Below are 26,265 nucleotides of genomic sequence, written 5' to 3'. Positions count from 1 at the left end.
CGGCCCCGGGCACGCGGCTCCGGCACGGGTCCCCCGGTCCCGATCAGGCGACATCCTCGATCCGCACCAGAGCCCGCTCGCCGCCGAGGGCTTCGAAGGCGCGCTGGCGGCAGGTCAGGACCAGGATCTGCTGGTCGCGCGCGATCCGGTGCAGCGCGGTGAACATCGCCTCGATCCGCGCATCGTCGGTATGGACCAGCGCGTCGTCAAGGATCACCGGGACGGGCTGGCCGCGCCGGGCGAGCAGTCGCGCGAAGGCGAGACGGGTCAGGATGGCGATCTGCTCGCGCGTGCCGCCGGACAGGATCTCCAGCTCCTCGTCGACGCCGGACCGGGCGAGCGCCGCGGGCAGCAGGGTGCGGTCGTCCAGACGCAGTTCCGCGCCCTCGTGCAGCAGCGCGAGCAGCGGGCGCAGTTCGGCCGTCACCGGGCCGAAATAGGCGTCGCGGGCGGCGGTGCGGGCGTCCTCCAGCGCGCGGCGCAGGCGGACGAGCGCGCGCACCTCGGCCTCGCAGTGCCGGGCGCGGTCACGGGCGGCGGAAAGGCGTCCACGGACCTCCTCGAGTTCCTCCTCGATGCCGAGGCTCGCCTCGGACCGGATGAAACCGTCGAGTTCGGCCACACGTCGCACCAGTTCGGCCCGCTCCCGCGCGGTGCGGTCGATCACGCTCTGTGCCCGGTCGAGACGCGCCTGCGCCGTATCGAGGTCCGGCGCCGATGCCTCGAGCGCGCCGAGGCGATCCTGCGCGGCGGCGAGCCGGCCGGCCGTGTCGGCCACGGCATGGCGCGCGGCCTCGGCGCGGGCCGCGTGCTCCGCCGCATCGCCCGCCTCGGCCCGGGCAGCGTCAAGCGCGGCGCGGCAGGCGGCCTCGGACGCCTCCGACCGGGCAAGCCGCTGGCCCGGCTTCGGCCGCCGCGCGGCGGGCAGCCTCTGCCGCGGCCGCCGCTGCGGTCTCGGCGAGTTCGGCCGCATCGAGCAGCGCCGCGACCGCGTCCGGGTCCTCGGCAGGGTCCTGTGGCGCGCCCGCAGCCTCGGCGGCCGTGCGGGCGAGATCCTGCCGCAGGCGGGCCATCCCCTCGGGCGCGACCGAGGCCAGAAGCTCGGCGGCGCGCGAGCATTCGTCACGATCTGCCGCAGCCTCGGCAAGGTTGCGGCGCGCCTCGGCCAGCGTGGTTGCCGCGCAGGCCTCGAGCGCCGCAGCAAGCGCCACCTCGGCCGCGGCGGTCTGGCGGGGAAGGTCGTCCTCGGCCCGCTCGCCCGGATCGAGCCGCATCCGTCCCAGCCCCGGCAGATCGACCTCGACCGGGCGATCGATGCGAAGAGGCACCTCGATCGCCCTGCCCCCGACGGTCGCTCGGACCCCCGTGTAATAGTCGAAACTCAGCGTCACCGCCCGCGCCTCGGCCCGGGCACGCAGCCGGTCGAGCGTCAGGGCGGCTTCCTCGGCCGCGGCGAGCGCCTCGGGCCGGAAGGGACGGGCCGCGAGCCGGGCGCGCGCCTCCTCCTCGCGCTGGCGGAAGGTCTCGGCCTTGTGAAGGCGCGCCGCGAGATCGGCATGGTCGCGCGCGGCCTTGCCGGACAGCACGGCGCGCTGCGCGGCGGTCAGCCGGAGGCGCAGCGCCGCCGTGGCCGCTCGCGCCCCCTCCAGAACCGCGGCGGCGGTCTCATCGTCGGCGCGCGCGCAGGTCGCGACCCCGAGGGCGCGCTGCGTCTCCTCGACCGCCGCGGGCGTGACTTGCGGCGGCCTCGCCCAGCCGCTGCGCCTGCGTCTCGAGGGCCGCGAGGTCGCGCGCGGCGGCAGTGGCGGCGAGTTCGGCCAGCCGCACCTCCTGCCGTGCCTGGGCCACGCGGCCGGCATGGGCGGCAGCCGCGGCATGTGCGGCGCGCGCCTCGGCAAGGGCGGTCTGACGCGCCGCCTCGGCGTCGGGGTCCTCCAGCGCCTGACGTTGCCGCTCGGCATCGCGACGGGACGACAGGGCGCCCGACAGCGCCGAGGCACGGGCCGCAAGGTCGGCCTCGCGCGTCTCGAGGCTTTCGGCCTCCTCGATCGCGGCGGCCCACTGCCCCTTCGCCTTCGGGCGCAAACGGTCGGTCGCAAGGCAGGACAGCCCCTCGGCCACCCGCGCCAGCACGGCATCCATCCGCCGACCGCCGGTCAGCATGTCGATCTCGCCCGCGACCGAGGACATGAGGTCGCGCCGCGTCGCCAGCAGACGCTCGCGCTCGGACTTCTCTGCCGCGCTGCTGCCCTCGGGCTCCAGCCCGAGCAGCCCCTGCCGCACCCAGAGCAGGCCCGAGGGGCCGGCGAGACCGCCCGAGACCGCGCGGTCGATCCAGGCCTCGGCCTCGTCCTCCTGCGCGATCAGCCGGCCGGTGGCGTCCATGACCCGGGCAGCGGGGCGGCCGAGCCAGCGTTTCTCGATGCGGAACCGCCCCTCGGGCAGGTCGATCTCGGCCGCGACCTCGGGGGCGGCGCCGGTATGCGGCTGCAGCGATGCGGCCCCGCGGGCGCGGGAGCGGTGGCGCTCGAAGAACAGCGCGTGGAGCGCGTCGAAGAAGGTGGACTTGCCGAACTCGTTCGGCTCGGCCAGCACCGTGATGCCGTCGCCGATGCCGTCCAGCGTGGCACGGCGGCCGGCAAAGCGGCGCACGTTGGTCAGCGCGATCGAGCGGAGCTTCACGCCTGAACCTCCTGCGCGAGACGGAAGAGATGCGCCAGCGCGGTCTCGGCGGCGGCGCGGTCCTCGGGCGACAGCGCCGGATCGCCCGCGTCGGTCAGGAGCGCCTCGGCCGCGGTGCGCAGCGCGCCGCCGCGGTCGATCAGGTCGAGATCGTCGGGCCGGGCCTCCACGGTCAGTCGGGCGGCGTCGCAGTCGAACCAGCCGAAGTCGGGCCCGGCCTCCTCGGCCGCCCGAAGCAGCGCCGCGCGCGCGGGCAGCGGCAGCCGACCGGTGAGTGTCAGGCGCAACAGCGTGTCACGCCGCTCGCCCGGCGGCGGCAGCGCGGCCGCGAGCCGGGCCGGGGCATCCTCGGTCGGCAGCAGCGCAAGCCCGGTCGCGCACCAGCGGAAGCAGCCGGTTTCCACCCGCTCCACCTTCGGCGCGGCGCCCGGCGCTTCCAGCGCCACCAGAAGCGCGCCTCCGGCCGCGTCATGCTTGAAGCTGTCGGGTTCCGGGGTGCCGGAATACCAGCAGCGATCCGTGATCCGCAGCGTGCCGTGCCAGTCGCCAAGCGCCAGCCAGTCGAGCCGCGCGCTCGTGGCGCGGTCGGGCGGGATGATGCCGGGGGCGCCCTCCTCTCCGTCGAAGCTCGTCACCGCGCCATGGGCAAGGCCGATGCGCAGGCCGTTGCCGCCTGTTTCCGCCATCCACTCGGTCAGGTCCCGGCCCGGGCGTCGGCGCGTGCAGGGCGCGGGCAGCACCGTCACGCCGGGCGCGAGCGCAACCGGCGCCGGTTCCAGCGCGAGTCGGAGGTTCGGCGCGGCATCCGAGGCGATACGGCGCCAGAGTTCGGTAGCGCCGAGGCTGTCGTGATTGCCCGGCAGCAGGACCCAGGTGACGTCGACTTCCGCCGCCATCGCGCGAAGTGCCTGTCGAAGCGTGTCGGGGGCCGGCGTCTCGGCGTCGAACGTGTCCCCGGCCAGCAGGATCGTCGCCGCCCCACCGGTTCGCGCCGCCGCGGCAAGGCGGGCAATGGCACCATGGCGCGCCTCGCGCAGGCGGTAGCGGATCGCCTCGGGGAAGGTGCCGAAGGCGCGCCCGAGGTGCAGGTCGGAGGCGTGCAGGAAGCGGAAGCTCATGGATCCCTCGGGAATCGGGCGGGTGGCGTGCATCCTGACCGATAGCGCGGGAGGGTGTAAGAAGCTGTCGCGTCAGTCGAGCGTCTGGCGGTAGCGGCGCAGGGCGAGCGTGACGATGACCACCATGATCGCCAGCAGTCCGGCCATGTCGGGCAGGATCTCGGTCAGGCCCGCGCCCTTCAGCAGCACCTTGCGCGTGACGCGCAGGAAATGGGTGGCTGGAATCGCCGAGCCAAGGGCCTGTGCCCAGCCCGGCATTCCGGCGAACGGGAACATGAACCCCGACAGCAGGACCGACGGCAGGATGGTGAAGAACGAGATCTGCATCGCCTGCATCTGGTTCCGCGCCACCGTCGAGACGAGGAAGCCGAGCGCGAGGTTGACCACCACGTAGAGGTTGAAGCCGAGGAAGAACGCGAAGGGTGAGCCGAGGAAGGGCACGTCGAAGATCAGCCGCGCCGCCAGAAGGAAGACCAGCGTCTGCACATAGCCCACGAGGATGTAGGGCGCGATCTTGCCCACCATGACCTCGAGCGGGCGGACGGGAGTGGCCAGCAGCGTCTCCATCGTGCCCTTCTCGCTTTCGCGCACGATGGCGACGGCGGTGATCATCACCATGGTCATCGACAGGATGATGCCCAGAAGGCCCGGAACGATGTTGGTCGCGGTGCGCGCCTCGGGGTTGAACTGCCGGTGCACGGTGATGGTGAAGGGCGGCGGTGCGGCGGCCTCGGGTGCGAGCGTGCCGGTCAGGGTCTGCGAGACGGCGGTGTCGATGATCCCCGACAGCGCCGAGACCGCCCCGCCCGAGGCCGTCGGATCCGAGGCATCGGCGGCCAGCAGGATCTCGGGCGAGACGCCGCGCACCACGTCGCGCTCGAACCCCGGCGGGATCACCACGACGAAATTCGCACTGCCGTCCCGGAGCGCGCGGTCGCCCTCCTCGCGGCTGGTCACGGTGCCCTGGAAGTCGAAATAATCCGAGGTGTGCATCGCGACGAGCAGCGCCCGCGTGACGGGGCCGGTGTCCGACATCTCGACCAGCGTCGGCAGGTGGCGCGGGTCCGAGTTGATCGCGAAGCCGAACAGGAAGAGCTGCATGATCGGGATCCCGATCATCATGGCGAAGGTGACGCGGTCGCGCCGCATCTGGATGAACTCCTTCGACAGCACCGCAAGGAAGCGCGACAGCGAGAAGTTCATGGCGCCGCCCCTGCGAAATTGTCCCGCGCCGAGGCCATGAGCCAGATGAAGGCCTCCTCCAGCCCGCCCTCCTGCTTCTGCCAGCGGTGCGTGCCGCGCGCGGCGAAGGTGGCGGCGAGGCGGTCGAGCGCCCCGGCGTCGGTGCCGGAGACATGCAGCACCGAGCCGAACCGCGCGACCTGCTGCACGTCCGGCTGCCCGCGCAGCTCGGCCTCGAGCGCCGCGATGTCGGGGCCGTCCACCCGCCATGTCTCGAGGCCCAGCCGCTTCGGGATCTCGGGCGCCGGCGCGTCGATCAGCTTCCGGCCATAGGCGATGTAGGCGATGAAGTCGCACTGCACCGCCTCGTCCATGTAATGCGTCGAGACGAGGACCGTGACGCCCTGCCCCGAAAGCCTGCGGATCTCGTCCCAGAAGTCGCGCCTCGCCTTGGGATCGACGCCCGCGGTCGGCTCGTCAAGCAGCAGCAGGCGCGGGTCGTGGATCATGCAGGCCGCCAGCGCCAGCCTCTGCTTCCAGCCGCCCGAGAGCGTCCCGGCCAGCTGCCCCGCCCGATCGGCAAGGCCGAGGTCCTCCAGCGCCTTGCCGACCCGTGCTGGCCGGTCGGCGATGCGATACATGCGGGCGATGAAATCGAGGTTCTCGCGGATCGTCAGATCCTCGTAGAGCGAGAAGCGCTGGGTCATGTAGCCCACGGCCTCCTTGATCCGCTGGCTTTCGCGGCGGATGTCGAAGCCGAGGCAGCTGCCCTCGCCCGCGTCGGGGGTGAGGAGGCCACACATCATGCGGATCGTCGTGGTCTTGCCCGAGCCGTTCGGCCCAAGGAAGCCGTAGATCGCGCCCTTCGGCACGTCCATGTCGAAGCCGTCCACCACCTTGCGGCCGTTGAAGACCTTGGTCAGGCCCCGGACCGAGATGGCGGGCGCGGTCATGGCAGCGGTTCCAGCGTCACCGGCTGCCCCGGCATCAGGCGCGACTCGGCGTCCAGTTCGGCCTCGGCGCGGAAGACGAGGCGGGCGCGCTCCTCGCGACTGTAGATGATCGGGGGCGTGTATTGCGGATCGGTGGCCAGTTCGGTGACGGTGGCGGTCAGCCCCTCCGGGCAGCCGGTGCAGGTCAGCGCCAGCCGCGTGCCGGGCGCTATGCGCAGGCGGTCGGCCTCGGGCAGGAAGAAGACGGCATGAAGCCGTGCCGGATCGTAGAGCGACAGGATCGGCGCGCCGGCCGCCACCACCTCGCCCGGATCGTGGAACCGGGTTTCCACCCGGCCGCCGATCGGCGCGATGAGCCTGCGGTTGTCGAGCGCCACCTGTGCGGCATCGGCCTCGGCACGGGCCTGCCGCAGCGCGGCCTCGGCGGCCAGCCGCTCGCCTTCCCGCGCCGGCAGATGCGCCACGGCGAGTTCCGCGCGCAACTGCTCCACCTGCGCCTCGGCCGCCGTCAACGCAGCGCGGTCCTGATCCACCGTGGCCTGCGGCACCCGGCCCTGCGCCAGCAACTGTTCCGAACGGTCGAGCGTGATCGAGGCAAGACCCAGATCCGCCTCGGCCCGGTGCAGCGAGGCGGCGATCACCGCGATCTCCTCGTCCCGGCCTCCGGTGCGCAGGTTGCCCAGATTGGCCTCGGCCACCGCGACCGCCGCGTGCGTGGCCGCGAGCGCGGCCTTCTCGGCGTCGCCTTCCAGTTCCACCAGCGGGTCGCCAGCGGTCACGAGATCGCCCTCGCCGGCGGCGACGGTGACGATCCGCCCCGGGCTGACCGGCGCGACGAGGATCGTGTCCGCCTCGGCATAGCCGTTCCAGACCTGCGGCTCCCCCGCCCCGAGGAGGGCCGCGAACAGGCCGAGGATCGTGTCGGGAAAGGTCATGGCGCGCGCTCCGGCTCCAGCCCCGCGCAGAGGATGGCAAGATGCGTCTCGAGCAGGGCATCAAGCCGGGGCTCGCCGATGCCGAAGACATGGGACAGCAGAAGGTGGACGAAGATCGGCCCGACGATGCTGCGGACGGCAAGGTCGGGATCCACCGGGCGGACATGGCCGCCCTTGACCCCCTGCGCGATCAGGCCGCGCAGGGCCGGCAGCACCTTTTCAAGCACTTCCGCGCGATACATGGCGGCGACCTCCGGGGCCGAGGCGGCCTCGCGCAGCACAAGGCTTGGCACGGCGAAGACCTTCGGATCGGCCAGACGCTCGGCAAGCAGGCCCGCCAGTTGCCGGATCACCGGCCGAGGATCCCCGCGATGGCAGGAGATACGCGCCAGCGCCTCGTCGGCCAGCGGCACGATCGCCCTCCGCACGAGGCCGGTCAGCAGCGCCTGTTTCGAGGGAAAGTAGAGATAGACCGCAGCCTTCGAGAGGCCGGCGTGACGCGCGATCTGCTCGACGGTCGTGCCGGCAAAGCCCTTGCGCGAGAACAGGTCCAGCGCCGCGTCGAGCACCTCATCCGGCCGAGCCTCTGCCCGCCTCCGGAACCGGGGGGTCTGGTCGGGCCGTGTCGCGGGAGCCGCTCGTTCCACCATGCACCATTACTAACCGACCGGTCAGTTAGTTGCAATGCGGACCTGCGCAGGTCACCGCCGTGGTCTGCAGCGGCAGCGCTTGGTTGGATCGGGGCGCGGCGTCGGGGCGCCGCGCCGGCCGCGCAGCCTGAAGCGCGTCGAATCCCCAAAGGTCCGCGCCACAAGAGAAGCGTTGACGCTACGTCAGAAGAGGCGATCCAGCTGCGACATGCCGTCGCGGGCACGCCCCGGTCTAGTGCCGCAACCCCGCTCCCAGATTGCGCAGCTCGGCCAGTTGCGTCTCGCTCAGCTGGCCAATGCCGCTGGTCTCGTCGTGCAGGACCTGAACCGTTTCCAGCGCGAAGCTGGCCTCCTCATCGGTCAGTTCCCGCTCCGGCCGGCAGAAGAAACCCAGCGTGCGAGCCGAGGCCTCGCCCACCGAGACCACGATGCCGTAGCGCAGCCCGAAATCGGCTGCCTTTGCCATGACTCCGGCCTCGTCCTGGTCACTCAACTCGCTCCACCGGCAGATGCCCGGGTGCTCCATCCCCCACCGCACAGTCGGATCCACGAAGATCAGCGCCTGCTCGGCGTAGGTGTTCACCCACGCCTCGGGGTAGGTCTGGTAGAGCAGCGTCGGATTTGCGAAGCGGATGCGGACGCCGATGGCGAAGTGCCAGTCGGAGCGGGCGGCCACAGCCGAAAGAAGCTCACGCACGCGCAGAACGTTTACCATGCTTTGTATCGGCCCGGAGGTTGTGTATCAAAAAGAGGCACGGCATCATGCCCTGCGACTACCAGTTTACGGCTTGCCGGATAACAATGGAACAGCACAAGCTTATGCATCTGTCGGACATGAAGGGAGCGTTCCTGCAGATAGCACAGGCCGGCTTCTACGTCGCCCTCCGCCTCGGGTTCTACTCGCCGGAGGATGAACTGAATACCTTTCCGGAACCATTTGTCGAACTCTATACCGCACGAGGACTTGCGCTGCAGGACCCGCTGATGCGGTGGACCTTTACCAACCAGGGCTCGCTGCGCTGGAGTTCCATCGACCTTGCCGATCCGCTGGGCGTCATGGCCCGCTACAGACAGTATGGCATGCGCTTCGGCGCGACGATCTGTCTCGCTGGACGCGGGACCGTCCCGAAGAAGAGCTTCGGCATCTTCGCACGTTCCGACCGCGAATTCACTGATTCCGAGATCCAGGACCTGCGCGAGATGCTGACCGCGCTGCATGTGAACGAACCGCAGTCCCTGACCGAGAGCCAGGTCGAGGTGCTGCGGATGCTCTCCACCGGGATGCGCTACAAGCAGATGGCCTATGCGCTTGGAATTTCGGAGAGCGCGGTCAAGGCCCGCCTCAAGGGCGCGGCCCAGCGGATGAATGCCAAGACCGCCGCCCAGGCGGCGTCGGTGGCCGCCAGCCGCGGGATTCTGTGACCGAAAGGCGTCCGCGGCGCCTCCCTTCGGCCAGGAAAACATGGTAAGAAAGGCTTGCCGGCACGCAGCACGGCCGGAGCGGAGCCGGCAGAATGGACATCATCGACCTCAGCACGGTCACTTCGAGTGACGAGAACTTTCTCGAATATCTCGATCAGCTTTGCGCGACCCTGGGGTTCGACTATGCGTCCTACGCCACGACGAGCCCGGTCACCGGCGCGGTGCAGGGCTATGCCAACTACCCCGACGCCTGGAAGATGCACTACATGCGACGCAACCTGCACCGCGTGGACCCGACCATCCACAAGTCGGCGCAAAGCATCGCCCCCGTCGACTGGAGCCGGTTCGAGCGGGACGAGCGCTTCCATGCCGTCTTCTTCGCGGCAGAGGATTTCGGCATCTCCGCCCAGGGCATGACGGTGCCCGTCCGCGGCCCCTACGGTGACCGTGGGCTTCTGTCAGTCACCCGCGCCTGCCCGCGTCCGGAATGGGACAAGCTGCGTCGCGCCGTCATCGGCCAGCTTCAGGTGGCGGCGGTGCACCTGCACGACGCCGTGATGCGCTCGGACGTGATCTCGCGCGCGCTGCGCCAGCCGAGGCTCTCCCAGCGCGAAATCGAGGTGCTTCAGTGGGTCGCAGCAGGCAAGTCGCAGATGGACATCGGCGACATCCTCGGCATATCGCACCGCACCGTCGAGGTTCACCTGCGCTCGGCACGCGAGAAGCTCGGCACGCTTTCCACCGTTCAGGCAGTGGGTCGCGCCATCGGGCTGGGGCTGGTCTACCCCAGATGACCTAGCCCATCCCCCTGAAGAGAAAGCACGCCGAAAGGGCCCGCGATACGGGATTCCCCTGATAGCCGAAAAAGCAGGGATTGCGCAACTATAGCCGTATGTTACGCAACCTTGGGGACTCAACCAATGATTTTCATCATCGACTCGCTCAACTTACACGAGCATGCATCCCTCGTGAAGGACATGTATAGGTTGCGCAAGCGGGTCTTTGCCGATCGTCTTGGCTGGGACGTGAAGGTGTCCCAGGGAATGGAGCGCGACAATTTCGACGAGCTTGACCCGGCCCATGTCGTGAGCGTGGACGACGACGGCCAAGTGGTGGGCTGCATGCGGCTGCTGCAGACGACCGGCCCGCACATGCTCTCGGACGTGTTCAGTTCGATCCTCGACGGCGAGCCCCCGCTCCGCAGTGCAACCTGCTGGGAAGCCACGCGTTTCTGCGTCGATACCGAGCGGCTTTCCGGTGGCCGGTCGCGCAACTCGATCGCCTATGTCACCAGCGAGGTGATGATCGGCGCGTTCGAATTCGCGATGTCCGCCGGTGTCACCGATGCGGTCGCGGTGATCGACCCGGTGATGGATCGGGTGCTGAAGCGTTCGGGCAATGCCCCGCACGGCTATCTTGGCACGCCGAAGCCGATGGGAAAGGTCACGGCGCTGGCGGCGCTGATGGACTGTTCGGAAGAGCGTGTGGCAAGGATTCGCGACTTCTCCGGTATCCGTCACGACGTGATGCAACCCCAGACTGTATTTGCCTGACGGGCCGGCGGCTTCCCGCCGGTCGGAACGACAGGAATGTTGCACGAGGCAACGTGCAGGGGCACTTCGGAGGCGTCGGCAGAACGGAGCGCCGCCCCGAAATCGGAAGGACAAAGCATGGCGAAGCCGGAGCATGACCTGACGAACGTGACGCAGCTTGCTGCCCGGCGGCCCAGAAGGCCGCAGGGCGAGCATGCCTGGCTCGTGCCGCACCTGATCTCGTTGATCGGCTATGCCGAGCGCCACAAGCTGCACGAGGTCGAGCACGCCCTGTCTCAGGCCGCCGAGCGCGTCGCGCCGGCCGTCCGCCGCCCGTCCGACCCGGAGCATGACGCCGGCGCCGAGCGTCTCGTCCTGCTGCACGGCCCGCGCCCCGAGCGCCGCGACTGAGTCCGTCCCCGGCCGTCGCCGCGCTGCCCGATCACCCCGCGCCACCACCCGACTCACCCGACGGAAAGCCGCACATTCCGCCCTGCGGCATTTTCTCTCCGCTGCCTGTCTGCACCGCAGCATCCGGGCGATTTTGCACCGCGCGGGGCATTTCGCGCATGCAGCGCCATGGCGCCCCGGGGGACCTGCGCCGATTTGCACACAAGTTCGGCGAAAGCACGCTTACCAGCCGCCTGCGGCACCACCCGACCTTGCAAGTGCCTAGCACACAACCATATTGCTGGTCGGTGCGAATCTCGCAGTTGCACCGCCCAACTCATTGGAATCCGGACGTCGCCGCATCATATGTCGTTGAACGCCACACCCTCCGCCCGGCTGAACCGCCGCGTGCTTCTTTCGGCGGCAAGTTCGTCGCTTGCCCTCGCCGCCGGCGGCCTTTTCGGGCTGCCTTTGCGCGCGCAGGAAGCACCTGCCCCCCAGCCGGCAGCGCCCGTGGTCCCGGAAGCGCAGCCGGAGGCGCCGGTTGCCGCACCGCAGCAGTTCAGCTTCGACTGGCTGACCGAGGAGATGCGGCTCGCCGCCACCAAGCCGCATGTCGAGCCCGAGAACCTCACCGGTTTCCTGGGCGAACTGAAGTATGACGACTACCGCTCGATCAACTTCCTCGCCGAGCGGTCGCGCTGGGCCGACACCGACAGCATGTTCCGCGTGCAGGCCTTCCACCTCGGCTGGCTGTTCGGTGCGCCGGTCAGGCTGTTCGACATCACCGACGGCACCGTGCAGGAGATGAAGTTCTCCACCGACGACTTCGAATACCGCAACGGCCTTGCGGAACGCGTGGCGCAGCATGTCGACCTGCCGGGCGTCGCGGGCTTCCGGATGAACTTCCCGCTGAACCGGCCGGACGTGTCGGACGAACTGGTGGCCTTCCTCGGCGCCAGCTACTTCCGGGCGCTCGGCCGCGGCAACGGCTACGGCATCTCGGCCCGCGGCCTTGCGATCAACACGGCGACCGCCTCGCCCGAGGAATTCCCGCGCTTCTCGCGCTTCTACTTCCAGCGTCCGGGGGCCGGCGACCTGTCGGCCGAGTTGTTCGCCGCCATGGAAAGCCCCAGCGTGACCGGCGCCTACCGGATCGTCATCACCCCCGGCATCGAGACCGTGATGGAGGTGACCGCCCGCCTGTTCTTCCGCAGCCCTGTCGCGCAGCTCGGCGTGGCGCCGCTGACCTCGATGTTCCTGTTCGGCGAGAAGAACCGTGCGAGCTTCGACGATTTCCGGCCGAACGTGCACGACAGCGACGGGCTGGCAATCCGCCGGGCTGATGGCGACACGCTCTGGCGGCCGCTGAACAACCCGCCGCGCCTTGCGAGCAGCTATTTCGGCGAGGAGAACATCGCCTCCTTCGGCCTGCTCCAGCGCAAGCGCGCCTTCGAGGACTATCAGGACGCCGAGGCGCATTACGAGCGCCGCCCTTCGGTCGCGGTGGAACCGATCGGCCAGTGGGGCAAGGGCGTCGTGCGGCTGGTCGAGATCCCGACGAAATACGAGACGAACGACAACATCGTTGCCTTCTGGGTCCCGGAAGGGCAGATTGCCGCCGGCGATGCGCGCGAATTCGCCTATCGGCTGCGCTGGGGCGCCCTGCCGGTCGAAGAACCGTCCGACCTTGCCCATATCCATGAGACGCGGGCCGGTCACGGCGGCGTCTCGGGCACGGAGAATGACGGGGAAACACGCAAGTTCGTCATAGACTTCAAGGGCGGCCTGCTGGGCAGCCTGCCCCCCGATGCCGAGATCGAAGCCGTCGCCTCGGTCCAGCATGGACAAATTGTTACGCAGACCCTTGAACGACTCGACGACATGGACATATGGCGTCTCGTTCTCGACGTGGCCGCACCCGAGGGGGCCACGGTGGAACTGGCAGCTCACATTGCCGGTTATGGACGCAAGCTCTCGGAAACCTGGCTCTATCAGTGGAACAAAGCCTGATGCTGCACCCTGCCGACACGTTCCGGACCGAAGCCCACGAGGCCGCCACGGTCGAGGATATCGCGGCCCTCGTAGACAGTCTCGGCGCGCCTCCGGCCGCGCCCTGTGCCATGCCCAAGCAGCAGCTCGAGCCGACCCCGAGCGGTCTGTTCTCGGTGCTGCGGCTCTTCGGGGTCCGTGCCCCGAGGCCGGGGCTCTGAGCCATGCCCGCGGTGCGGCGCCTGCGCGCCGTCACGTTGGCCTCGCGCCTTCTCGCAGCGGCGATCAGCCTGCTCGCGTCGGCCGGGGCCTTCTTTCTTTTTCTGCAGTTCGGCTCGACCGACGGACTCGACTCGATGGACATCACGCGCAGCGTGCTGATCCTCGTCTCGACCTCGTGGCTGGCCTGGGGTGCCGCGCATGCGGTGCTCGGCCTGTTCACGCGCGCGCGGCGGCCGGCGAATGTCCGTCCCAATGCGCCCATCGCGGCGAAGACGGTGATCCTCGTCCCGGTCTACAACGAGGATCCGGTGGCGACCTTCTCGCGCATCGCGGCCATGGATGCCTCGCTGGCGGCGACGCCCTGGCATGACCTGTTCCATTTCGCGATCCTGTCGGACACGCGGGACGAGACCATCGCGGCGCGCGAGCGGTTCTGGTTCCTGCGGCTGCTTCGCGAGCGCGAGGCCGAGGGCCGGATCTTCTACCGCCGCCGCCCGGTGAACAAGGGCCGCAAGGCCGGCAACATCGAGGATTTCATCCAGAAGTCCGGCGCCGCCTACGAGCTGGCGGTCATTCTTGACGCCGACAGCCTGATGGAGGGCGAGACCCTCGTCGAGATGGTCCGCCGCATGGAGGCGGAGCCGCGGCTCGGCCTGCTGCAGACGCTGCCCGCCGTCACCAAGGCGAAGGCCCGCTTCGGCCGGTCGATGCAGTTCTCGGCTGCGCTGCATGCGCCGATCTTCGCGCGGGGCCTTGCCATGATGCAGGGCGAGACCGGGCCGTTCTGGGGACACAACGCCATCGTCCGCGTCCGCGCCTTTGCGGAAAGCTGCGGCCTGCCCGAACTGAGCGGCCCGCCGCCCTTCGGCGGCCCCGTGATGAGCCACGACTATGTCGAGGCCGCCCTGCTGGCGCGGTCGGGCTGGACGGTGCGGTTCGACGACGACATCGGCGGCTCCTACGAGGAAGGCCCCGAGAACCTCGTGGATCACGCCAAGCGAGACCGGCGCTGGTGCCAGGGCAACCTGCAGCACGGGCGGATCCTGTTCGCGCCCGGGCTGCGGGCCTGGAACCGCTTCGTCTTCGTCCAGGGCATCATGGCCTATATCGCGCCGCTGTTCTGGCTGGGATTCATCCTCGCCTCGATCGCGGCGCCGTTCTTCGCGCCCCCGCTCGACTATTTCCCGGTGCCCTACTGGCCGTTCCCGGTCTTCCCCTCGGACGAGACCTGGAAGGCCATCGGTCTGGCGGTCGGCATCTTCGGCCTGCTGCTGCTGCCGAAGCTGCTCATCGCCTTCGAGGCGATCCTGACCGGCCGTGCCGCGGGCTTTGGCGGCGCCTTCCGCGTCCTCGTCTCCACCCTGGCGGAGCTTGCCTTCTCCAGCATCATCGCGCCGATCCTGATGGCGTTCCAGACCCGCTCCGTCCTGCAGGTCGTGCTGGGACGTGACGGCGGCTGGCCCACGAACAACCGCGGCGACGGCAGCCTGACGCTGGCCGAGGCCTGGATGGCCAGCCACTGGATCGTCACCTGGGGCCTCGTCGGCATCGGCGCCACCTACTATTTCGCGCCGGGCCTCGTGCCCTGGCTTCTTCCGGTGGCCATTCCGATGATCCTTTCCCCGCTCGTCATCATGAGCACCTCGAAGCGCAGCTGTTCCGCGCTTTTCACCACCCCGCTGGATATGGCCCCTACCCCGGTGCTCCTCGCTCATGAAGCGATCCTGGCCGACTGGCAGAACAGCCAGGCCCCCGAGGAAGGGATGGCGCTGGCGGTGCAACATGCCTGACGGGGGATCGATACAGGCGGGACGCGACAAGCGACTCGACATGTTCCGCGGCCTCGCGCTGGTGATGATCTTCGTCAACCATGTGCCCGGCACGGTATGGGAGAACTTCACCAGCCGGAACTTCGGCTTTTCGGACGCGGCCGAGGCCTTCGTGCTGATGTCCGGGATCGCCGCCGGCCTCGCCTACTCCAAGGGCTTCTGGCAGCCTTCCTGGGCAGCGGCCCGCAAGGTCTGGCGGCGGGCGTGGACGCTCTACCTCGTCCACATGCTGACGACGGTCTGGGCCATCGCCATCTCGGCGGCCTTCGCGCTCTGGTTCGCGGCCCCGCAACTCCTGCACGAGAATCAGGTCTGGGTGCTGTTTGAGAAGCCGCTCGGCTTCATGATCGGCGTGCCGGCGCTGACGCATCAGCTGGGATACACCAACATCCTGCCGCTCTATGCCACGCTGCTCCTGGTGACGCCGCTTCTGCTCATCGCGGCGCTGCGCTGGCCGCGCACGCTTCTGGCGGCCTCGGTGCTGCTGTGGGCCGCCGCGGGTCAGTTCCGGCTGAACCTGCCGAACTTCCCCAACGCAGGCGGCTGGTTCTTCAACCCCCTGTCCTGGCAGATCATCTTCGTCTGCGGCCTGCTGACCGGGGTGGCGCTGAAGCGCGGACAGCGATTCGTGCCGGTGCTGCCGTGGCTGCAACTCCTCTCGGCGGCCTATCTGCTGCTGTCGCTTCTCTGGCTGAAGGTCCCGGCCGTGAACGAGGCGATGAACCACTTCATGTGGATCCTGAACACCGAGCTGGGCCTGCCCTTCTACGTCACCGCCTTCGACAAGACCTTCGCCACCGTGCCGCGCCTGCTGCACGTTCTGTCGCTGGTCTATCTGCTGACGACGGTGGGCTGGGTGCGCAGCCTTGCGGCCTCTCCGGTGACGGAGCCTCTTGCGCTGCTCGGGCGCCATGCCCTGCAGGTCTTCGCCACGGGCACGGTGCTGTGCTTCGTGATGCAGGGCATCAAGGACGTGACGGGCGACCACTTCCTGTTCGACACCCTGCTGCTGGCCACGGGCCTGTCGGTGCAGTTCCTCGTGGCCTGGCTCGCCGACCGCTGGAAGCACCATGGCGCGGCGCGCGCGTCGGCGAAGGTGGCGCCCGCGACCTTCGCGGCGGTTCCGGCGGTCGAGGCTCGGGGAATTGCATGAGGTGCAAGAAGGCTCTTGCAGCCGCCGAACGCCTCGGCTAATACCCGGCCCACGGAGCGCGGGCGTAGCTCAGGGGTAGAGCATTACCTTGCCAAGGTAAGGGTCGTGAGTTCGAATCTCATCGCCCGCTCCAGACGACAGAAGGGCACCCTTGCGGGTGCCCTTCGTCATTTCCGGCCTTGCGACGGCCGGCCCCTCCCGAAAGTGCGGATGTCGGACGGGCTCCGGCCCGCCGCTGCAACACGCCCCGCGCGGGCCAGGCGTTGCCATTCCGGGTCGTGCCGGGTGGGGCATATGCCGGCGGGACAGCCGGGTTCTTCCGCTGCCGGATGCCCGCCTGCCTTTTCCGGCGCATGGCTCGACTCGTTGCCGCAACAGCCACCGTCAGGCTGCCCGCAATTCCGGCACCGCCACCTCGCCCACCAGCCGCATGAGGTCGCCGAAATAGCCCCCGCTGCGGGCGGGCTGCGTCGGGTCCGAGGTGATGACGACCGTCGCCTCGAGGTCCGGCAGCAGGCAGACGATCTGCCCGCCATAGCCGCGCGCGAGCGCCAGCCTCTCTCCCGCAGAGGCGCCGAGGAACCAGCCATAGCCGTAGTCCAGCCCTGAGAATGGCGACCGCGTGCGGGGGGTGAGCGAGCGGTCGACCCAGTCGCGCGACAGCACCTGCCGGCCACCCCACGTCCCGCCCGTGCGCACCATCTCGCCGAAGCGCAGCAGGGCGAGCGGCGACAGCGCCATCTCGTTGCCGCCGAGATAGAAGCCCTGCGGGTCGCGCGTCCACGACGGGATCGCGATGTCGAGCGGCCCGCCCAGCCAGTCGCGGGCGAGCGCAAGCAGGCTGCGGCCCGAAACCTCTGCCAGTGCCGCGCCGAGGATGTGGAAGCTGCCGGTGGAATAGAGCATCGCCCCGCCCGGTTCGGCGACGAAGGGACGCGACAGGGCGAAGGCGACCCAGTTCCCGCTCGATACCCAGGCGCCGTAATTCGGGCCCGAGGTGCGCTCCAGCCCCGACCGCAGGCTCACCAGATCCTCGAGCGTCAGGGCGCGGACACGGGGATCAGCCCCGTCCGGGATCAGCCCCGGCGCAAGCTCTCCCAGCGTCGCCCGGACGCCGGGCACCACGCCGCGGTCGATGGCCGCCCCGAGGAGTGCCGCGACCAGGGTCTTGGACACCGACTTCACGTTGACGGGCCGGTCCGGCGACGGCCCGCGCAGCGCCTCGGATACCAGGATCTCCCCGCCCCGCGCGACCACCAGCGCATTGAGCTGGCGCAGCGACCGCGCGGCCTCCAGCGTGCCGGCGAGGCGCGGACGGCGTGGCGCCTGCGCGACCGCCGGCAGGGCAAGGCCGAGCGCGGTGGCGGCTCCGGCAAGAAACTGGCGACGATCGATCGGCATGGCGGCGTCCTCCGTCTCCGCGAGGTGGACCGCGACCCTTCCGCGTCAAGCGCCGATGGGCTTCACGTTTGCGCGCAGGCGCAGGGCGCCTCAGCGCATCGCCTGCTCGGCGACGCGGGCGGAGACTTCCTGCAGGCCATGAACCAGGAAGACGCCCATGAAGCCGTGATACACGATCGACGCGCCAAGCACGTGGAGCAGGTAGATCCAGCCCCCGGCGAAGGCCGCCGCCACCGTGACCGCGAGCGAGGCCACCGCCGAGATGAACAGCGCCGCAAGGATGGCGCGGCCGTTGGGGCCCAGCCTGCGGGCCACGATGGCCCGCCGCTCGATCTCGGTCGCGCCCAGAAGCAGAACCAGCGAAAGTCCCAGGGACAGAGCGAGGAACTGGAACACCTTACTACATCCTTCTCCCCTCGATCGGCGCCGTGCGCCGAACCTGCCTATCCGATAGCTTCCCCGCGGGCGTTCGACAATGGGACCGAATGCCCGATGACGCCCGCCCCGCCGAGAGCCCCGGCGCCAGGGCGCAGCGGCCCGGCGCCGGGCCGCCTCCCCCCCCACCCGCCCTCGCCGCGAGCGCGGCGGCAAGGCGCGCGCGGAGGCCGCACCGATGGATAAGGGCCCATGCGATGGGGGGACTCGCCAAATCCCGACGGGCGTGGTTGATGGCGCGCATGGCAGCGGGAACAGACATCGGAATCTATCGCGAGGCGCTGGTGTTCCTGGGCACCGCCGGGGTCATGATCCCCCTCATGGCGCGGCTTCGGGTCAGCCCTGTGGTGGGCTTTCTGGTGGCGGGCCTGCTGCTCGGGCCGAACAGCATCGGCCGGCTCGAGGGCGCGCTCCCCTGGCTTGGCTGGATCACCATCACCTCGCAGGAGGCGGTGGACCGGCTGGCCGAACTGGGCGTGGCGTTCCTTCTGTTCACCATCGGGCTGGAGCTGTCCTTCGACCGGCTCTGGACCATGCGCCGGCTGGTGTTCGGCCTCGGGATGGCGCAGGTGGTGCTGACCACGGCGGCCATCTGCGCCACCGCGCTCGCCTTCGGCAACCCGCTCGACGCGAGCCTGGTGATCGGCGCCTGCCTTGCGCTGTCCTCCACGGCGATCGTCCTGCAACTGCTGGCCGAGCAGCACCGGCTGACCTCGGTCGCCGGTCGCAGCATCTTCGCCGTCCTGCTGGCGCAGGATCTGGCGGTGGTGCCGATCCTGTTCCTGATCGTGGTGTTCGGCGGGACTGTCGGCGACGGCGCGGCGACCTCGGTCTGGGCGGGGCTCGGGCTTGCGCTGGCACAGGCGGCGGCGGCGATCCTGCTGATCGTCGGCTTCGGCCGGCTGATCCTGCGGCGCCTGTTCCGGCTGGTGGCGCGCACGCACAACCGCGAACTCTTCATGGCGACGATCCTGTTCGTGGTGGTCGGGACCTCGCTCCTGACCCAGTTTGCGGGCCTCTCGATGGCGCTGGGGGCCTTCCTCGCCGGGCTCCTGCTGGCCGAGACCGAGTTCCGCCGTCAGGTCGAGGTGGACATCGAGCCGTTCAAGGGCATGCTGCTCGGGCTGTTCTTCATCTCGGTCGGCATGCGGATCGACCTTGCCGAGGTGACGCAGGAGCCGGTGATGCTCGTGGCCTCGGTGATCGGCATGGTCGCGATCAAGGCGGCGGTCGTGGCGGTGCTGGCGCGCCTCTTCGGCCTGGCCTGGCCGCTGGCGGCCGAGGCGAGCCTCCTGCTGGCGGGCGGCGGGGAATTCGCCTTCCTCGTCCTCGGCCTTGGCAGTTCGAGCGGGCTGATCAGTCCTGATGTCGAGCAGTTCATGCTGCTCGTCTCCTCGGGAACCATGCTGCTCACCCCGCTCCTCGCCAAGGTGGGAAGCCGGGCGGGACTGCGCGCCACCCGCGCCCGCGCGCTGGACGAGGGCCATGCCGATCCGGGACCGGTGGAGGCGGGACGGGTCGTCGTCGTGGGCTATGGCCGGGTCGGGCGCCTGATCTGCGAGGTGCTGGCCGCCGAGGGCCGGCCCTTCATCGCAATCGCGCGCGACACCGAGGCCGTCAGGCAGGGGCGCGCGGCAGGCCATGATGTCGTCTATGGCAATGCCGTGCAGCGCGAGTTCCTGCGCAGATGCGGGCTGGATCAGGCCGCCGCCGTCGTCCTGACCATGCATGACCCCGTCGCGGCCGAACGCATCGCAGCGGCGATCCACGCCGAGCGCGCGGGCATTCCCATCGTGGTGCGCGCCCGCGACGCCGAGCATGCGATCCGGCTGTTCAAGCTGGGAGCGACCGAGGTGGTGCCGGAAGTGCTGGAGACGGGTCTGGAACTGGCCGGCACGGCGCTGGAAACGCTGGGCATGCCCGCGGCGCGGATCGATGCGGTCATCCGCGGCAAGCGCGAGGCGATCAAGCGGCCGCTGCGCGACGCGATCGCGGCCGAGTGAGCGGCCTTTCAGCGCCGGCTTTGCCCCGTCCGGGCCCGCCCCGGCGATCCGACGCCCCTTCCCGGCACCCGGGCAAGCCCCCATGTCCGGCAGATCCGATCTTCAGCCCGGAGCCGCCTCCGTGACACGCCTGATACTGGTGCTCGGCGACCAGCTGAGCGACACGCTCGCCTCGCTCCGGGCCGCCGATCCGGCCCGCGACCTCGTCGTGATGGCCGAGGTGATGGAGGAAGGCACCTACGTGCCGCATCACCCGCAGAAGATCGCGCTGGTGCTGGCCGCGATACGCAAATTCGCGGATCACCTGCGCGGGCGGGGCTTCCGGCTGGCCTACTCGCGGCTCGACGATCCCGCGACGGGGCCTTCCATCGGGGCCGAGCTTCTGCGCCGGGCCGCGGAGTCGGGAGCGGCGGAGGTGCTCGTGACCGCTCCGGGCGACTGGCGGCTGACCGCCGCGCTCGAAGCGCTGCCGCTGCGCATGCACCTGCTGGCCGATGACCGCTTCATCTGCCCGCCCGCGGTCTTTGCCGACTGGGCCCGCGGTCGCCGCCAGCTTCGGATGGAGTGGTTCTACCGCGAGATGCGCCGTCGCACCGGGCTTCTGATGGAGGGCGACGCGCCGGTGGGCGGGCGGTGGAACTTCGACGCCGAGAACCGCAAGCCGGCCCGGCCGGACCTGCTCCGCCCGCGTCCGCCGCGCTTTCCACCGGATGCCGAAACGGAAGCCGTGCTCGATCTGGTCGAAAGCCGCTTTTCCGCGCATTTCGGCCGGCTGCGCCCGTTCCTGTGGCCGACCGACCGGGTGCAGGCGCTTCAGGCGCTTGACCACTTCATCGCCGAAAGCCTGCCGCGCTTCGGCGACGAACAGGATGCGATGCTGTCGGGCGAGCCGTTCCTGTCGCACTCCCTGCTGTCGTCATCGCTGAACCTCGGCCTGCTCGATCCGTTGGAGGTCTGCCGCCGGGCCGAAGCCGCCTTCCAGGGCGGCGGGGCCCCGCTCAACGCGGTCGAGGGCTTCATCCGGCAGATCCTCGGCTGGCGCGAATATGTCCGGGGCCTGTGGGCGCTGAACGGCCCGGGCTACACCGCGCTCAACGCGCTCGGCCACGACGCCCCGCTGCCGGCCGCCTACTGGGGCGGCCCGACCCGCATGGCCTGCCTGGCCGATGCTGTCGCGCAGACGCGGGACCTTGCCTACGCCCACCACATCCAGCGCCTGATGGTGACGGGAAATTTCGGGCTGCTCGCGGGGGTCGATCCGGCGGAGGTGCACGAGTGGTATCTGTCGGTCTACATCGACGCCTTCGAATGGGTCGAGGCGCCGAACACGCTGGGCATGAGCCAGTTCGCCGATGCCGGGCAGATGGCCTCGAAACCCTATGTAGCGTCGGGGGCCTACATCGACCGGATGTCGGATTACTGCGGGCGCTGCCATTACCGCGTGAAGGAGCGCACCGGCGATCGTGCCTGCCCCTTCAACCTGCTCTACTGGCACTTCCTGGACCGCCACCGCGACCGCTTCGAGCGGAACCCCCGGATGGTGCAGATGTATCGCACGTGGGACCGGATGGAGCCGCGCCACCGCGAGCGGGTTCTGGCAGAAGCACGGAACCTGCTCGCGGCCCTGAAGGCAGGCGAGGCGGTCTGAGGACACGGACGGGCGGGCGCCGGCAGTCCCGGCAGCTGGAGCAAGACCCTGCAGCGCCGCGTGCCTTTGCGAAGGGCAAGGACCCGTGCCCGCCTCGAGCTGATGGCTTGGCGCCTGCCGCACCGCGCGTCCTCGCGAAAGGCAAGGGCCCAGCGCCAGCCTCGGCGCCTGCCGCATCGCGTGCCCGCGCCAAGGACAAGGGCGCTTTCTCCGGTCGGATCGGCCCCTGCCGGCGGCACCGGGGCCGCCCCCTCGCCCATTGCAGGCAAGGGATACGGGTCACGGGCCGGGGTAGCGGCGCAAATATTCCTGTGGCCGAACGGCTGCGTCTTCCGTATGAAGCCGGCCGCGACCCTGTGTCGGGAAAGGCGATCCGTCACGGCAGTTCCGCGCCGGACCGTCGGGCCGAACCAGCCATCACGAACCGCCGCCGGGCCCGGCGCGGCTCTCGAAGAGGAACAGTATGGAAATTCTCACTCCCGAGGGCTTCGCCGCCCTGCTTCAGGTCATCGCCATCGATCTCGCGCTTGCGGGGGACAACGCCATCGTCATCGGGCTCGCGGCCGCCGGCCTTCCCGCCGACAAGCGGCCGCGCGCGATCCTTCTCGGCATCATCGCGGCCACGGTGCTGCGGATCCTGTTCGCGGGGGTGACCACGCAGCTTCTCGCGCTGACCGGCCTGCTTCTTGCGGGCGGCATCCTGCTGCTCTGGGTGTGCTGGAAGATGTGGCGCGAGCTGCGCGCCGGCCACGAGGTCGAGGAACAGGCCGCCGAGGAAGCGCTTGCGGGCGCCGACCTCAACGCGGACGGCACCATCGCGGCTGGCATTCCGCAGAAGACGATGATGCAGGCCGCTGTCCAGATCATCGTGGCGGACGTCTCGATGTCGCTCGACAACGTGCTCGCCGTGGCGGGCGCGGCGCGCGAGCACCTGACCGTCATGATCGTGGGCCTCGCCCTTTCCATTGCGCTGATGGGCCTTGCCTCGGCCTACATCGCCCGGCTGATCGGCCGCTATCGCTGGATCGCCTATGTCGGCCTGCTCATCATCCTCTATGTCGCCCTGCAGATGATCTGGGAAGGCTGGCACGAGGTGGAACCGCTGGTCGTGAGCGCGATCAGCTGACCGGACCGAGGGCCGGCCGCCCCGGGCCGGCCCCACTGCCCGCGCCATCCACGCCGCGGCTCGCGCTGGACGGCATTGGCTCCACAAATACAGGGGCGGGCGGCATCCCTTGCGACGGCAGGTCGCTTGAACCCTGCGCCCGGACAAGGTCGGATGCCGGGAAATGTGCTTCCTGCGGAAGACCATTCGAAAGGACGAGCATGAGAACCTGCATCACCACCGTGATCGCCGTCTGCCTAGCCGGCATGGCGCAGGCCGGGGGCGAGCACACCGGGGGCCACATGGCGCATGACACCAAAGCCGGGGGGCACGCGTCGCATGACACCGCAGCCGGGGGCCACGCATCGCATGACGTCGCAGCCGGAGGCCACGCGTCGCACGAGGACGCGGCCGGAGGCCATGTGACGCCGCTCGGCACGCCGGCCTCTGCCGGGTCGGCGACGCGCAGCGTGACTGTCAGCATGGCCGAGACGGCGGACGGCCGCATGATCTTCCGCCCGGCACGCCTGTCCGTCGCGGCCGGCGAGACGGTCCGGCTGCTCATCCGCAACGACGGCCAGCAGGAGCACGAGTTCATGATGGGCTCGGCCCCGGAGATCGCCGCGCACAAGCGGCTCATGGAAGAGACGCCGGACATGCCGCACACCGAGGCCAACGCCGTTCGGCTCGACCCCGGCGCGAGCGGCGAGATCGTCTGGAGCTTCGGACAGCCCGGGCGCTACGAGTTCGCCTGCCTCATCCTCGGCCATTATGAGGCGGGGATGCACGGCCCGCTGGTCGTCGAATGAGGTGCCGCGGCCCGCGGCGTAACAGGGCGTCTGCAGCGCCCGGACCGGGCATCCCGCCGGGGCTCGCGTGAAGCGCCCTCCCGTCTCGGGCGGGCCGCAGCGCGCGCCGGCCCAGCCTTCCCGATCGCCGTCATCGCCGGGCGTTCCCGGCCGGCCGACCTGGGGGCAGGTCTTCCATGTCATGGCCAAGCCCATCGGCCCGCGCTGCAATCTCGACTGCGGCTACTGCTATTACCTCGAGAAGCAGGCGCTTTATCCCGAGCGGCACCGCTTCCGGATGGAGGAGGCCGTGCTGTCCCGCTTCATCCGGGACTACATCGCAAGCCAGAGCGCGGCGGGCCAGCGGGAGATCACCTTTGCCTGGCAGGGCGGAGAGCCGATGCTCATGGGCCTCGACTACTTCCGCCGCGTTGTCGAGATCCAGGCGCGTCACTGCCCCCCCGGCCACCGGATCGGCAATGCCCTGCAGACCAACGGCACGCTTGTGACGGAGGACTGGGCGCGGTTCCTGCGCGAGAACGGCTTTCTCGTCGGCGTCAGCCTCGACGGGCCGCCGGCGATGCACGACCAGGCCCGGCCCGACCGCCGCGGACGGCCCAGCTCGGCCGCCGTCCTGCGCGGGCTGGAGCGGCTCCAGCGGCACGGGGTCGACGTGAACATCCTGACCGTGATCTCGCGCGCCAATGTCGGGGCGCCGCTCGAGGTCTATCGCTACCTGCGCGGGCTGGGCGCCGAGGTGATCCAGTTCATTCCCGCGCTGGAGCGTCTGATGCCCGACGGGCGGCTCGCCGGGCCGCCGGGCCGGGGCGACCGCGGTGCCGTGGTGGCGCCATTCTGCGCAAGCGGCGAGGAACTCGGCCGCTTCCTCTGCGCGGTCTTCGACGAATGGGTGCGCCACGACGTGGGGCGGGTCTTCGTGCAGCATTTCGACGTGATGCTGGGGCTCTGGATGGGAGAACCCGCGTCGCTCTGCATCTTCGCCGAGACCTGCGGGACTGCGCTCGCGCTCGAGCATGACGGCGGCCTCTATGCCTGCGACCACTATGTCTATCCCGAGCATCGGCTGGGCAGCCTTCTCGCGCGGCCGGTGGCGGAGCTGGCCGCGCTGCCCCGACAGCGCCGCTTCGGCAAGGACAAGGCGGCGACGCTGCCGCCCGGGTGCCGGACCTGCCGCTGGCGCTTCGCCTGCAACGGCGGCTGCCCCAAGCACAGGATCCTGCCGGACCCGACCGGCGGCCCCGGCCGGATCAACCATTTCTGCGACGGCTACCGGATGTTCCTCGACCATGCCGCGCCCGCGTTCGACCGGATGGCCGAACTGCTGCGGGCGGGCCTTCCGGCCTCGGCCATCATAGCGACCGGCGCGCGCCCGGCGTAAGTCGCCGGTCCGGTCAGTTCGAATAGCAGCGCGAGCCGCGGCCGAAGCCCGCCGGCGAGCAGATCCAGGACCCGCGTCCGATCTGGCGCTGGAGGCGGGCCTTGGCGGGGGTGAGGGCCGCCGGGGCGACGGCCGGCCGGGCCAGCCAGCTGAAGGCTCCCGCCGAGTGGGTGATGACCACGCCCCGTCCCGTGGGATGGTTGCGGGCGGAGTCGTTGGAGGCATCGGCGAGGTGCGGAAGCGCGGCCACGATCGCCACCCCGAGGCCGGCGACAAGCTTGCGGACAGTTTGCACAGTCGGATCTCCTTCGCTCGACACGAAGGCCCAGGCCTGGCGATGCCGAATGCAACCGCCGGACGTCATGGACTACGTGACGATATAGAAACTACCGACATGTCTGGTAGGCGATCACGCCATCAGATTGGCCCGAACATGGCCTCTTTCGGGCAGTCACCGCCCAAAGAATGTATCTTGAAGCTGCCTTTGACCGGGTCCGCGGGTGGTCAGTCCGGGGAGTCCGTCACCCGGTAGTCGAGCCGCCAGTCCGGCAGGCCGAAGCCGTCCGGCCAGGCATAGACCTCCTTCTGGTTGAAGTGGACCGCGCCGACGAGGTTGGGAAACTGCGCCCCCACCTGGCGCACCGCGCCGTCCCACGCGTCGACATAGTCCCGGCTGCCCGAGACGCCGTATTCGGCCACGACGACGGGCTTGCCGAAGCCCGCCACCCGCTGGTAACGCGGTCCCAGGATGTCGACGAAGCTGCGGTCGCGCCCGACCTTGAACCGGTCCTGGGCCTGCAGGCCGAAGACCGAGATGCCGATCAGGTCCACGACGTCGTCACCCGGATAATAGGCCTCCAGTCCCTCCTCTCCGCCCGGCGACCACATGACCCGGATGGCGGGCGCGATCGAGCGGCAGAGCGAGGTCATGTGCCGGAACGCCTCGACGTAGTCGGCGGGGTTCCAGCCCGACCAGATGAACTGGCCGTCCTTCACCTCCATCTCGTGCGCCCACCGCAGCGTCACCGGGCTGCGGAGAGCGGCGAGCACGTTGCAGACCGCTGCCATGTTGGCGTCATAGGCGCCGCTGCGGATACCCTCGCGCAACGCCTCGGGCGTGTTGCGCTCGTCGCGGGTCCAGGTCCAGGGCTCCAGCGTCACCAGCAGCGCGCGGTTGCGCTCGCGGGCGTAGGTATCGGCGTCGAGCAGCGAGGGCAGGTAGACGTCTTCCCAGGGCAGGAACAGGTGCTCGATCACCAGGTCCTCGTCGTCGCGATAGTCGCCCGCCGGGTCATAGGCCCCGAAGGGAAGGCTTCCGGGAGGCGCGGCCACGGCCACGCCCGCGCAGGCAAGGCCGACCGCTGCGGCGATTGCCGCTGCCGCGACCCGTGTCTTCCGCATTTCATGCCGGCACATCATCCATCTC

25 protein-coding genes and 1 tRNA gene are annotated in these 26,265 nt (G+C 69.9%); 14 read left to right on the top strand and 12 right to left on the bottom strand.

The genetic code is table 11. The annotated features are described in order from the left end of the window. Positions 1 to 43: 43 nt before the first annotated feature. The 8 genes from CK951_RS07110 to CK951_RS07075 all read right to left on the bottom strand — a co-directional run bounded on the left by CK951_RS07110 (position 44) and on the right by CK951_RS07075 (position 8,235). Positions 44 to 973, bottom strand: a complete 930-nt coding sequence (locus CK951_RS07110) for an ATP-binding protein (protein WP_096785483.1) — start codon at positions 971 to 973, stop codon at positions 44 to 46. Between the two features lie 692 nt (positions 974 to 1,665). Then, entirely contained in the window at positions 1,666 to 2,682 is a 1,017-nt protein-coding gene (locus CK951_RS07105; protein ID WP_096785482.1) for an AAA family ATPase, read from the bottom strand. Further along, entirely contained in the window at positions 2,679 to 3,800 is a 1,122-nt protein-coding gene (locus CK951_RS07100) for a metallophosphoesterase (protein ID WP_096785481.1), read from the bottom strand. The genes CK951_RS07105 and CK951_RS07100 overlap by 4 nt, the downstream gene beginning before the upstream one ends. A gap of 72 nt (positions 3,801 to 3,872) precedes the next feature. Continuing rightward, positions 3,873 to 5,003 (bottom strand): ABC transporter permease, encoded by a 1,131-nt coding sequence (locus tag CK951_RS07095; RefSeq protein ID WP_096785480.1) that lies wholly within the window; start codon positions 5,001 to 5,003, stop codon positions 3,873 to 3,875. Then, the gene (locus CK951_RS07090; protein ID WP_096785479.1) at positions 5,000 to 5,935 is read right to left on the bottom strand and encodes an ABC transporter ATP-binding protein; all 936 of its coding nucleotides are present in this window, start codon (positions 5,933 to 5,935) and stop codon (positions 5,000 to 5,002) included. The genes CK951_RS07095 and CK951_RS07090 overlap by 4 nt, the downstream gene beginning before the upstream one ends. Continuing rightward, positions 5,932 to 6,870: an HlyD family secretion protein gene (locus tag CK951_RS07085; RefSeq protein ID WP_096785478.1), complete on the bottom strand. Its 939-nt coding sequence runs from the start codon at positions 6,868 to 6,870 to the stop codon at positions 5,932 to 5,934. Before CK951_RS07085 ends, CK951_RS07090 begins: the two co-directional genes overlap by 4 nt. Beyond that, positions 6,867 to 7,520, bottom strand: coding sequence for a TetR/AcrR family transcriptional regulator (locus CK951_RS07080; RefSeq protein WP_232520709.1), 654 nt, complete (start codon positions 7,518 to 7,520; stop codon positions 6,867 to 6,869). Before CK951_RS07080 ends, CK951_RS07085 begins: the two co-directional genes overlap by 4 nt. Positions 7,521 to 7,752: 232 nt before the next feature. After that, positions 7,753 to 8,235, bottom strand: coding sequence for an autoinducer binding domain-containing protein (locus tag CK951_RS07075; protein ID WP_096785477.1), 483 nt, complete (start codon positions 8,233 to 8,235; stop codon positions 7,753 to 7,755). Positions 8,236 to 8,282: 47 nt separating this feature from the next. Between CK951_RS07075 and CK951_RS07070 the strand changes: the two genes are divergently transcribed. From CK951_RS07070 to CK951_RS07030, 9 genes are all read left to right on the top strand, one after another. Further along, entirely contained in the window at positions 8,283 to 8,942 is a 660-nt protein-coding gene (locus CK951_RS07070; RefSeq protein WP_096785476.1) for a LuxR family transcriptional regulator, read from the top strand. Between the two features lie 92 nt (positions 8,943 to 9,034). Next, a complete protein-coding gene (locus tag CK951_RS07065; protein WP_096785475.1) occupies positions 9,035 to 9,736 on the top strand; it encodes a LuxR family transcriptional regulator in 702 nt (233 codons plus the stop codon). A 126-nt stretch (positions 9,737 to 9,862) separates the two neighbouring features. Next, on the top strand, positions 9,863 to 10,495 hold the full coding sequence (locus tag CK951_RS07060) for an acyl-homoserine-lactone synthase (RefSeq protein ID WP_096785474.1): 633 nt from the start codon (positions 9,863 to 9,865) through the stop codon (positions 10,493 to 10,495). Between the two features lie 117 nt (positions 10,496 to 10,612). Continuing rightward, positions 10,613 to 10,885: a hypothetical protein gene (locus CK951_RS07055; RefSeq protein ID WP_096785473.1), complete on the top strand. Its 273-nt coding sequence runs from the start codon at positions 10,613 to 10,615 to the stop codon at positions 10,883 to 10,885. 345 nt (positions 10,886 to 11,230) lie between these two features. Beyond that, a complete protein-coding gene (locus tag CK951_RS07050; protein ID WP_096785472.1) occupies positions 11,231 to 12,877 on the top strand; it encodes a glucan biosynthesis protein in 1,647 nt (548 codons plus the stop codon). Next, positions 12,877 to 13,077, top strand: coding sequence for a hypothetical protein (locus CK951_RS07045; RefSeq protein WP_096785471.1), 201 nt, complete (start codon positions 12,877 to 12,879; stop codon positions 13,075 to 13,077). The genes CK951_RS07050 and CK951_RS07045 overlap by 1 nt, the downstream gene beginning before the upstream one ends. Positions 13,078 to 13,080: 3 nt before the next feature. Then, on the top strand, positions 13,081 to 14,868 hold the full coding sequence (gene mdoH / locus CK951_RS07040) for a glucans biosynthesis glucosyltransferase MdoH (protein WP_096785470.1): 1,788 nt from the start codon (positions 13,081 to 13,083) through the stop codon (positions 14,866 to 14,868). After that, on the top strand, positions 14,861 to 16,060 hold the full coding sequence (locus CK951_RS07035) for an OpgC family protein (RefSeq protein ID WP_096785469.1): 1,200 nt from the start codon (positions 14,861 to 14,863) through the stop codon (positions 16,058 to 16,060). Before mdoH ends, CK951_RS07035 begins: the two co-directional genes overlap by 8 nt. A 58-nt stretch (positions 16,061 to 16,118) precedes the next feature. Continuing rightward, a tRNA-Gly gene (locus CK951_RS07030) sits at positions 16,119 to 16,193 on the top strand. Between the two features lie 251 nt (positions 16,194 to 16,444). On the opposite strand, the gene CK951_RS07025 is transcribed toward CK951_RS07030, so the two are convergent. Both CK951_RS07025 and CK951_RS07020 read right to left on the bottom strand, forming a co-directional pair. Further along, the gene (locus CK951_RS07025) at positions 16,445 to 17,461 is read right to left on the bottom strand and encodes a serine hydrolase (protein ID WP_096785468.1); all 1,017 of its coding nucleotides are present in this window, start codon (positions 17,459 to 17,461) and stop codon (positions 16,445 to 16,447) included. 90 nt (positions 17,462 to 17,551) lie between these two features. After that, positions 17,552 to 17,857 carry a hypothetical protein gene (locus CK951_RS07020; RefSeq protein ID WP_096785467.1) on the bottom strand — a complete coding sequence of 102 codons (306 nt, stop codon included), beginning with the start codon at positions 17,855 to 17,857 and terminating at the stop codon, positions 17,552 to 17,554. 281 nt (positions 17,858 to 18,138) lie between these two features. On the opposite strand from CK951_RS07020, the gene CK951_RS07015 reads away from it, so the two are divergent. The 5 genes from CK951_RS07015 to CK951_RS06995 all read left to right on the top strand — a co-directional run bounded on the left by CK951_RS07015 (position 18,139) and on the right by CK951_RS06995 (position 24,839). Then, on the top strand, positions 18,139 to 19,899 hold the full coding sequence (locus CK951_RS07015) for a cation:proton antiporter (RefSeq protein ID WP_096787190.1): 1,761 nt from the start codon (positions 18,139 to 18,141) through the stop codon (positions 19,897 to 19,899). Positions 19,900 to 20,020: 121 nt separating this feature from the next. Then, complete coding sequence (locus CK951_RS07010) at positions 20,021 to 21,547, top strand: cryptochrome/photolyase family protein (RefSeq protein WP_096785466.1); 1,527 nt, start codon at positions 20,021 to 20,023, stop codon at positions 21,545 to 21,547. A gap of 463 nt (positions 21,548 to 22,010) precedes the next feature. Then, a complete protein-coding gene (locus tag CK951_RS07005) occupies positions 22,011 to 22,673 on the top strand; it encodes a YjbE family putative metal transport protein (protein ID WP_096785465.1) in 663 nt (220 codons plus the stop codon). 200 nt (positions 22,674 to 22,873) lie between these two features. Then, positions 22,874 to 23,461, top strand: a complete 588-nt coding sequence (locus CK951_RS07000) for a cupredoxin domain-containing protein (RefSeq protein WP_096785464.1) — start codon at positions 22,874 to 22,876, stop codon at positions 23,459 to 23,461. A gap of 181 nt (positions 23,462 to 23,642) precedes the next feature. Then, positions 23,643 to 24,839, top strand: coding sequence for an anaerobic sulfatase maturase (locus CK951_RS06995; RefSeq protein WP_096785463.1), 1,197 nt, complete (start codon positions 23,643 to 23,645; stop codon positions 24,837 to 24,839). Positions 24,840 to 24,852: 13 nt separating this feature from the next. Here the strand turns inward: CK951_RS06995 and CK951_RS06990 are convergent, their stop codons facing one another. Beyond that, a complete protein-coding gene (locus CK951_RS06990) occupies positions 24,853 to 25,134 on the bottom strand; it encodes a hypothetical protein (protein WP_096785462.1) in 282 nt (93 codons plus the stop codon). 209 nt (positions 25,135 to 25,343) lie between these two features. Next, entirely contained in the window at positions 25,344 to 26,255 is a 912-nt protein-coding gene (locus CK951_RS06985; RefSeq protein WP_232520708.1) for a glycoside hydrolase family 26 protein, read from the bottom strand. Positions 26,256 to 26,265 lie beyond the last annotated feature (10 nt).

The sequence above is a fragment of the Rhodobacter sp. CZR27 genome (assembly GCF_002407205.1).
In the GTDB taxonomy this organism is placed as follows: Bacteria; Pseudomonadota; Alphaproteobacteria; order Rhodobacterales; family Rhodobacteraceae; genus Cereibacter_A.
The sequence above is the reverse complement of the archived record's forward strand: the minus strand, read 5'-3'. Positions and strand labels throughout refer to the sequence as shown.

Coding starts and splice junctions, on each gene's coding strand:
- CK951_RS07035 (WP_096785469.1), top strand. CDS start 14,861: ATGCCTGACGGGGGATCGATACAGGCGGGACGCGACAAGCGACTCGAC.
- mdoH (WP_096785470.1), top strand. CDS start 13,081: ATGCCCGCGGTGCGGCGCCTGCGCGCCGTCACGTTGGCCTCGCGCCTT.
- CK951_RS06995 (WP_096785463.1), top strand. CDS start 23,643: ATGGCCAAGCCCATCGGCCCGCGCTGCAATCTCGACTGCGGCTACTGC.
- CK951_RS07050 (WP_096785472.1), top strand. CDS start 11,231: ATGTCGTTGAACGCCACACCCTCCGCCCGGCTGAACCGCCGCGTGCTT.
- CK951_RS07060 (WP_096785474.1), top strand. CDS start 9,863: ATGATTTTCATCATCGACTCGCTCAACTTACACGAGCATGCATCCCTC.
- CK951_RS07080 (WP_232520709.1), bottom strand. CDS start 7,520: ATGGTGGAACGAGCGGCTCCCGCGACACGGCCCGACCAGACCCCCCGG.
- CK951_RS06985 (WP_232520708.1), bottom strand. CDS start 26,255: ATGTGCCGGCATGAAATGCGGAAGACACGGGTCGCGGCAGCGGCAATC.
- CK951_RS07075 (WP_096785477.1), bottom strand. CDS start 8,235: ATGGTAAACGTTCTGCGCGTGCGTGAGCTTCTTTCGGCTGTGGCCGCC.
- CK951_RS07025 (WP_096785468.1), bottom strand. CDS start 17,461: ATGCCGATCGATCGTCGCCAGTTTCTTGCCGGAGCCGCCACCGCGCTC.
- CK951_RS07045 (WP_096785471.1), top strand. CDS start 12,877: ATGCTGCACCCTGCCGACACGTTCCGGACCGAAGCCCACGAGGCCGCC.
- CK951_RS07110 (WP_096785483.1), bottom strand. CDS start 973: ATGCGGCCGAACTCGCCGAGACCGCAGCGGCGGCCGCGGCAGAGGCTG.
- CK951_RS07015 (WP_096787190.1), top strand. CDS start 18,139: ATGGCAGCGGGAACAGACATCGGAATCTATCGCGAGGCGCTGGTGTTC.
- CK951_RS07005 (WP_096785465.1), top strand. CDS start 22,011: ATGGAAATTCTCACTCCCGAGGGCTTCGCCGCCCTGCTTCAGGTCATC.
- CK951_RS07085 (WP_096785478.1), bottom strand. CDS start 6,870: ATGACCTTTCCCGACACGATCCTCGGCCTGTTCGCGGCCCTCCTCGGG.
- CK951_RS07065 (WP_096785475.1), top strand. CDS start 9,035: ATGGACATCATCGACCTCAGCACGGTCACTTCGAGTGACGAGAACTTT.
- CK951_RS07090 (WP_096785479.1), bottom strand. CDS start 5,935: ATGACCGCGCCCGCCATCTCGGTCCGGGGCCTGACCAAGGTCTTCAAC.
- CK951_RS07000 (WP_096785464.1), top strand. CDS start 22,874: ATGAGAACCTGCATCACCACCGTGATCGCCGTCTGCCTAGCCGGCATG.
- CK951_RS07095 (WP_096785480.1), bottom strand. CDS start 5,003: ATGAACTTCTCGCTGTCGCGCTTCCTTGCGGTGCTGTCGAAGGAGTTC.
- CK951_RS07055 (WP_096785473.1), top strand. CDS start 10,613: ATGGCGAAGCCGGAGCATGACCTGACGAACGTGACGCAGCTTGCTGCC.
- CK951_RS07070 (WP_096785476.1), top strand. CDS start 8,283: ATGCCCTGCGACTACCAGTTTACGGCTTGCCGGATAACAATGGAACAG.
- CK951_RS07100 (WP_096785481.1), bottom strand. CDS start 3,800: ATGAGCTTCCGCTTCCTGCACGCCTCCGACCTGCACCTCGGGCGCGCC.